This is a genomic window from Parendozoicomonas verongulae (genome assembly GCF_009711465.1).
Taxonomy (GTDB): domain Bacteria; phylum Pseudomonadota; class Gammaproteobacteria; order Pseudomonadales; family Endozoicomonadaceae; genus Sansalvadorimonas; species Sansalvadorimonas verongulae.
Genome location: NZ_SMME01000715.1, coordinates 1 through 6,631 on the forward strand (window position 1 = coordinate 1; position 6,631 = coordinate 6,631).

General features: G+C 49.0%; 8 protein-coding genes. All 8 read left to right on the forward strand.

Annotated features, from left to right (window positions below; translation table 11 throughout):
• Nucleotides 1–179: 179 nt before the first annotated feature.
• The 8 genes from hsdR (at nt 180) to E1189_RS03690 (ending at nt 6,444) form a co-directional block, all read left to right on the forward strand.
• Nucleotides 180–1,706: an EcoAI/FtnUII family type I restriction enzme subunit R gene (gene hsdR, locus E1189_RS03655; protein WP_196221164.1), complete on the forward strand. Its 1,527-nt coding sequence runs from the start codon at nt 180–182 to the stop codon at nt 1,704–1,706.
• A 2-nt stretch (nt 1,707–1,708) separates the two neighbouring features.
• Nucleotides 1,709–2,680 carry a virulence RhuM family protein/type II toxin-antitoxin system death-on-curing family toxin gene (locus E1189_RS03660; RefSeq protein WP_155158715.1) on the forward strand — a complete coding sequence of 324 codons (972 nt, stop codon included), beginning with the start codon at nt 1,709–1,711 and terminating at the stop codon, nt 2,678–2,680.
• Between the two features lie 180 nt (nt 2,681–2,860).
• The gene (locus E1189_RS03665) at nt 2,861–3,172 is read left to right on the forward strand and encodes a hypothetical protein (RefSeq protein ID WP_155158716.1); all 312 of its coding nucleotides are present in this window, start codon (nt 2,861–2,863) and stop codon (nt 3,170–3,172) included.
• Nucleotides 3,129–4,184: an IS66 family transposase gene (locus tag E1189_RS03670; protein ID WP_155158717.1), complete on the forward strand. Its 1,056-nt coding sequence runs from the start codon at nt 3,129–3,131 to the stop codon at nt 4,182–4,184. Before E1189_RS03665 ends, E1189_RS03670 begins: the two co-directional genes overlap by 44 nt.
• Before the next feature lie 333 nt (nt 4,185–4,517).
• On the forward strand, nt 4,518–4,952 hold the full coding sequence (locus E1189_RS03675; RefSeq protein ID WP_155158718.1) for a hypothetical protein: 435 nt from the start codon (nt 4,518–4,520) through the stop codon (nt 4,950–4,952).
• A gap of 6 nt (nt 4,953–4,958) precedes the next feature.
• A complete protein-coding gene (locus E1189_RS03680) occupies nt 4,959–5,432 on the forward strand; it encodes a helix-turn-helix transcriptional regulator (RefSeq protein ID WP_155158719.1) in 474 nt (157 codons plus the stop codon).
• Nucleotides 5,429–5,923 (forward strand): hypothetical protein, encoded by a 495-nt coding sequence (locus E1189_RS03685; RefSeq protein WP_155158720.1) that lies wholly within the window; start codon nt 5,429–5,431, stop codon nt 5,921–5,923. Before E1189_RS03680 ends, E1189_RS03685 begins: the two co-directional genes overlap by 4 nt.
• Nucleotides 5,924–6,045: 122 nt before the next feature.
• The gene (locus E1189_RS03690; RefSeq protein ID WP_155158721.1) at nt 6,046–6,444 is read left to right on the forward strand and encodes a GNAT family N-acetyltransferase; all 399 of its coding nucleotides are present in this window, start codon (nt 6,046–6,048) and stop codon (nt 6,442–6,444) included.
• Nucleotides 6,445–6,631 lie beyond the last annotated feature (187 nt).

Sequence of the window (6,631 nt, forward strand, 5' to 3'; positions counted from 1 at the left end):
CTGGATTCAAGCAATAAGTGCAATCGACTGTCCAGCCTAACTCAAAGTATTTTTGGTTAGGTAAAATGCGCATGAAAAATAAGTTCTGTTTCAATTGATTTTAAATATGACCCCTCTTAAATACACGGGCATGGATGTATATAATATTGCCTTATCTGTAAGCTGTGCGGATGAGGATTATGGAAAGCAAAAGGAAGCTAACCGAACGTGACATCTGCACCAAGTTCATAACCCCCGCTATCCAGCAGGCAGGCTGGGACATTCACACCCAAATCCGCGAAGAAGTCACCTTCACCGCTGGTCGCATCATCGTCCGTGGCAAGCTCCACACGCGCGGCAAGAAGCGTCGGGCGGATTACGTCCTGTACCACCAGAAGAACCAACCCATCGCCATCATAGAGGCCAAGGACAACAAGCACAGTCTCGGTGCAGGTATGCAGCAGGGACTGGCCTACGCCGATGCACTGGATGTGCCGTTTATCTTCTCCAGCAATGGAGATGGATTCCTGTTCCACGACCGCACCGGCCAAGGTGGCCAACTTGAAACTGAACTGACCCTGGATGAGTTCCCATCCCCCGAAGAGCTGTGGCGACGTTACTGCGCCTACAAGGGCCTGGACGAGCCTGCCAGCCAGACAGTCTCTGTACCCTACTATGACGATGGCTCAGGCCGCACACCTCGTTACTATCAAGCCAACGCCATCAACCGCACGGTGGAAGCTGTCGCCAAAGGTCAGAAGCGTGCCCTGCTGGTGATGGCGACGGGTACCGGCAAAACCTACACAGCCTTCCAGATCATCTGGCGACTGTGGAAGAGTAAATCCTGGCAACCGAAAGGTGCAGGCAAGCCCAAACGCATTCTGTTTCTGGCCGACCGCAATATCCTCGTTGACCAGACCAAGAACAACGACTTCAAGCCCTTCGGCTCCGCCATGACCAAGATCAGCAAGCGGAAGGTCGACAAGTCCTACGAAGTCTACCTGTCGCTTTATCAGGCCGTCACCGGCAACGAAGAAGAGAAGAACATCTACAAACAGTTCTCACCAGACTTCTTCGACCTGATCGTGATTGACGAGTGTCACCGTGGCAGCGCCAGAGAAGACTCCGCATGGCGCGAAATACTGGAATACTTTTCGGCTGGCACCCACATCGGCCTCACAGCCACGCCAAAAGAGACAGAAGAAGTTTCCAACATCGACTACTTCGGCAAGCCCATCTACTGCTACTCACTGAAGCAGGGTATCGAAGACGGCTTCCTGGCACCCTACAAGGTGGTGCGGGTGGATTTCGATATCGACCTGAAAGGCTGGCGACCACGGAAAGGCCAGATCTTCACCAAGGGGCAATCCACCGAACACACCTGGTACTACGAGCACCCGTACCCGGCAGGCTATAAAAACTACAGCAAAACCCGCCCGATGAAGTTTGAAGAGTTCAAACCGGAGATGGCCTGGTGGGGTAACGAAGAAGACGGCTTTGCCAGCCGTGAGCAGAACGAGCAGGCGTGGAAGGTTTCCATTGATGAAATCAAAGCTCGCAACTACAACCTCGATATCAAGAACCCTCACATCAGTGAGCAGGTGAGTCACAACCCGAACGAGCTGCTGCAGGCTTACGCCGACCAGCAACAGGAAATGATGGCTATTCGGCAGCAGTTAAAGGATATTCTCGGAAAGGCACTGAATCCTTCTCTGGAGCAAAGCTAATTATGGCGGCCGATGATATTGCCATTTTCCAAAGTCAGCAGGGTGAGATAGAAGTCCGTCTGGAGCGGGATACCGTCTGGCTGAATCAGGCGCAGATGATCACCCTGTTTGAGCGGGATCAGTCGGTGATCTCCCGGCATATCAATAACGTCTTTCGGGAAGAGGAGCTGGAGCGGGAAAGCAATATGCAAAAAATGCATATTAGTGGCTCCGACAAGCCCGTAGCCCTGTATTCTCTGGATGTGGTGATCTCCGTGGGGTATCGGGTCAAGTCCCGGCAGGGTGTCCGGTTCCGCCAATGGGCTACCCGTACCCTCAAGGAACACCTGACCCGTGGCTACACCATCAACCAGCAGCGATTTGAAGACAATGCCCGTGAGCTGGAAGCCGCCCTGAAGCTTATCCGCAAGGCTGCGACCACACCGGAACTGCACGCCGAAACCGGGCGAGGCCTGGTAGAGATTGTCAGCCGTTACACTCAGACACTCCTCTGGCTGCAGCGTTATGACGAAGGTTTGCTGAACGAACCGTCTGGCCAGCCCGGTGGCACCCTGCCCAGTGAACAGCAGGCCATGGCCGCACTGCTGAGCCTGAAGCAGAACCTGATGGAAAGAAAGGAAGCCACCGACCTGTTTGCCAAACCCCGTGGTGATGGTCTGGGCGCCTTGCTGGGAAACCTCGATCAAACCGTCTTCGGTGACCCCGCCTACCCTACACTCGAAAGCAAAGCCGCCCACCTGCTCTATTTTGTGGTGAAAAACCACCCCTTTACGGATGGCAACAAACGCAGCGGAGCCTTTCTGTTCGTAGACTTCCTTAACCGCAATAACCGCCTGTTTAACGGTGAGGGTGAACCAGTCATCAACGACACCGGTCTGGCGGCACTGACCCTGCTGGTTGCCGAATCCGACCCCAAACAGAAAGACCCCCTGATCCGCCTGATTATGAATATGCTGGCCTGCGAGACCGTGTAATGAACCCTGAAGCTCCTCTTGAAAACCTTCTTGAACATATTGATGTGTGGACTGGCAGCTACACCACCAAATCCACCGCAGGCCGGGGCAAAGGCAACAAGTTAAACCGTAGTTTCTCAATAAGTGCTGGAATGAGAAGAACCCCAGTCAATCGTCTACTTTCTTTACATGACTTTTTCAGTGCACGACGGACTGCCACCGGATCTGCTTGAGAAGCTTCTGAAGTTCATCACCCGACAGCAAGAGCAGATTACTCAGCAGCAAGAACAGATTATTCAGCTACAAGGGCAGGTCAAAGCGCTTGAGGCTGAGATTCGTCGACTGAAAAAATTGCCCCCAAAACCGGATATAAAGCCCAATACCAAGCCACCCGATGACAACACTGGAGCAGAGGGCAACGATACAAGTGATCCTGAGACCTCAAAGAAACGTAAGGTAAAAAAGCCTAATGAGAAGACGCGAGTTAAGCCTGTTGCTAACCCGGGGACATGATCAGTTCCATGCCGAAAAAGATGAACTGCTAACGACAGGCCTTCGCTGTTCGAGTTACATCCAGACAGACGACACCGGAACGAGGCATAAAGGGCAAAATGGTTATTGTACCATCATCAATAACGAGTCCTTTGCCTGGTTTGCCAGCACAGGCAGCAAGAGCCGGGAGAACTTCCTGAGCTTGCTACACCGGCCATGGCGAACCTACACATTGACAGAAAATGCCATAGCCTATCTGGAGGGGCGCAAGTACCCTGAAAAGTGGCTGCGCGTGCTCAGGCCTTATCTCGGAGTGACTTTCCTGGACCATGATGCCTGGCAAGCCTGCATGAAAGAACAAGGCTTGACGGGAGAGAAGCGTTGCAGACAGGCCAGCGAAGCCTTGATTTATGCCAGCTTGATAGAGCATGGTGCAGGCCACCTGACCACCTTCAGCGATGGCGCACGTCAGTTCGATGTTTTCAAACACAGTCAGTGCTGGATTCATGCAGAACGAGGACTGGCTAAAATCCATCCGGTTAATGATCAGCAAGCCATGGCGCAAAAGTGGTGCAGGACATGGTTCTGGGCCATTTACGATGACCTGAAAGCCTTCAAGTCTGAGCCCGACGAAGAAAAGGCACAGAAGGTATTGCAGGGTTTTCACGCGCTTATCCAGACGAAAACGTGTTGTGAGGCTCTTCAGGACGCACTGTCAGGACTGGCATTGATCGAAGAAGAGTTATTGTTGGTTCTGAAAGACCCGGGCTTACCGCTGCACAACAACCTGAGCGAGAGCCAGATACGGGAATATGTGAAGCGACGAAAGGTCAGTGGTGGGACGCGAAGCGATGCGGGGCGGCAATGTCGCGACACCTTTGCCAGCCTGAAGAAGACGTGTCGCCTGTATGGTCTCTCATTTTGGAATTATTTGACTGACAGGTTAACAGGCGATGGACTGTTCCCAAGGCTGTCGGGCTTGATTGAAAGTGCCTGTCGCAGTGTGCCTTGTGGGCTTTCCAGTAGTTATTGAGAAACTACGCCAAAGCTGCATAATGATCCGTTAACCAAAAAGGCTGGCACAGGTCAACCATTAAAAACTGCGCTATCGAGTGTCAGCGAATGGGTATGTCAAAGAGTATTTTTTGTAGAGTTCCTTATACCGTTTTGAAATGGTAATGCCATTGAAAGCACGGTTGGAAATATTGGATGTTTCTAACTAACTGTTCCATAAAGATTTTCTTTTTCTTCACTTTTTAGGTACATAAATACATATCAAAAGTGTTATTACCCTATTGTGGTTAACATATATATTAAATTATAGTATGCCTCATCAAGTGGGGCTTATGGGATCATATAGGGCAAAGTGGAAAATTCGGAAGAAGTAGACAAGAGCTTTCTCCCTGAAGAACTGCGTCACTTGGACATAGCTCATAGAGGTAGTAGGTATACCGTTTTGTATTGCGAAGGAGCCAAAGATACATATGAAAGTGCTCTTGGGCATATCCCTAAAGGAAGGCAGTCATCTATAAAAGCAAGGCTGCGAGCTCTATTGAAGCGTTTATCTGATGGAAACAGGCTCTCTCAGGATAACTTCCCCCAGGAGGCAAATCTCCCGGGCAAGGGTAATGGAAGGTTTAGAGCCTTAAAAAAAATCCCGATAAGGGTTTATATGTGGTTATCGAAAAGATACCCAAGTATATATTTTATTAGCCACTGTATTTTCAAAAATAAAAATGAATTGGCTGAAGCAGATAAAAAAATAGTCTGCAATAACTGGCGCAAACTGGAAGAAGGGTGATTAAATATGAGTAACTTTCTTGACGATTGGGCACAGTCATCAGAAAAAAATAAGAAAATCTGCGCCCGCGAAAATTTAATTATGAATGTTACAGAGGACATTCTTATCCATATGGAGGATGAGAATATCAGCAAGCGTGATCTCGCTAAGAAGCTTGGGAAAAGTCCTGCTTATGTTTCTCAAATACTTAGTGGCGCAAGAAATATGACACTTCGTACTCTGTCTGATATATGTTTTTCTCTTGGATTAACTCCTTCATTGTCGTTTGCATATGAAGATGGAAACCAGTTGTCTGTAAAAGAAGCGGCTTCCAGTCATCAGTGGCAGAAAAGCGATAGTGATCATTTAATAGTGGATAATGTGTATTACCTTAAAAAATGGGGAAAGAAAGGCTCCTCTACTCCAAGCGCGGGGCTATCCTCTGGGAAGTCAGAAAGTTGCGGGTTAGGTAGCAATCAACTGAGATATGCCGGTCAATGAACAAAGAAGATACACTTTCAGAAGTCTCTAAGCACCTAAACCCAATAGCAGTGCTATTAAGAGGTGGTGGGCTTTTGGTGTCAGATGATGCGGAAGAGGCTATTTCAGAAAAGCATTTATCTTCTGAGACATTTAAGGCCTTTACTCGCTACTCAACGGATGAGTCTAGCCCACAAGAGCAAGGGGATAGGTTTAGATACCGATTCGAGTATGAGATGGGAGTTCGGCTTGTTGATGAGTCCCTAAGCTCAGAAAGTAGTGATTTTGCAAAAGTAGTTATTGAGGCAAAGTTTGAAGCTCAGTACACGTCTAACCAGTGCTTTGATGATGAGAGCTTGTCTACTTTTGGAAAACTGAATGCTGAGTACCATATCTGGCCTTATTGGAGGGAGTATGTTCAAAGTGTATGTCAGCGTGCTGGTATTCCGGTGATATCAATTGGTTTAAATAGAGGATTTATGAAGGCCGTACAGAAAGATTCAGAATCGTAAGAAGTATTCAATGTCATGAAGTTGGATGGAGGTACTATTTATATTGTTAATCCTATTCATGGCTGAGACTTAACTAGCCATGAACTCTTCAGGTTGCATGGCTTTCCTTTTTCGGAGTGCCTGTGAATAATCAGGACAAGCAGCAATTCTGTGAGGCTCTCAATCAGTACCTAATGAAGCGCTTCCAGTACAAAAGAAAGCCTGCCTACATATCGCTCCAGAGTGGCCTAATCGCTGCAAAGCGAAAGCTGTTTGACCTGTATCTCCGATGGTTGCCAGGGGAAACAGAGTGGGGAAAAGATACCCTTGTCATTGCCAGAATCCACTTCCACCAGAAGAGAGTAGGCCACGGCACCTCTTTACTGAACTTCCTGATCGAGCAAGCGCCCCGATGCAAATACCGGCAGATTGCCATTGAGTTCGCCAATGACAACTCAGCAGCCTTTGCAAAGAGGTATGGTTTCAAGAATAACGCTGGAACCCGTGACTGGATCAAAAAATTACCCACCTCAAAACCATGACCCTTGACGTAAGGCCATACAGAGGCAGATGATCGCCCCGTAGCTGCAAAATCAGCACCCGGCAAACTATCTCAAAGGAGCACAGGCCGCTCTCCAGCGGTTTTTTTGTGCCATGATTCAGCACCTCCAGTTTATGGCAGGGCTGATAGGGCCATCTTCGGATGGGCCGGTATCCTTTGAGGCCGGT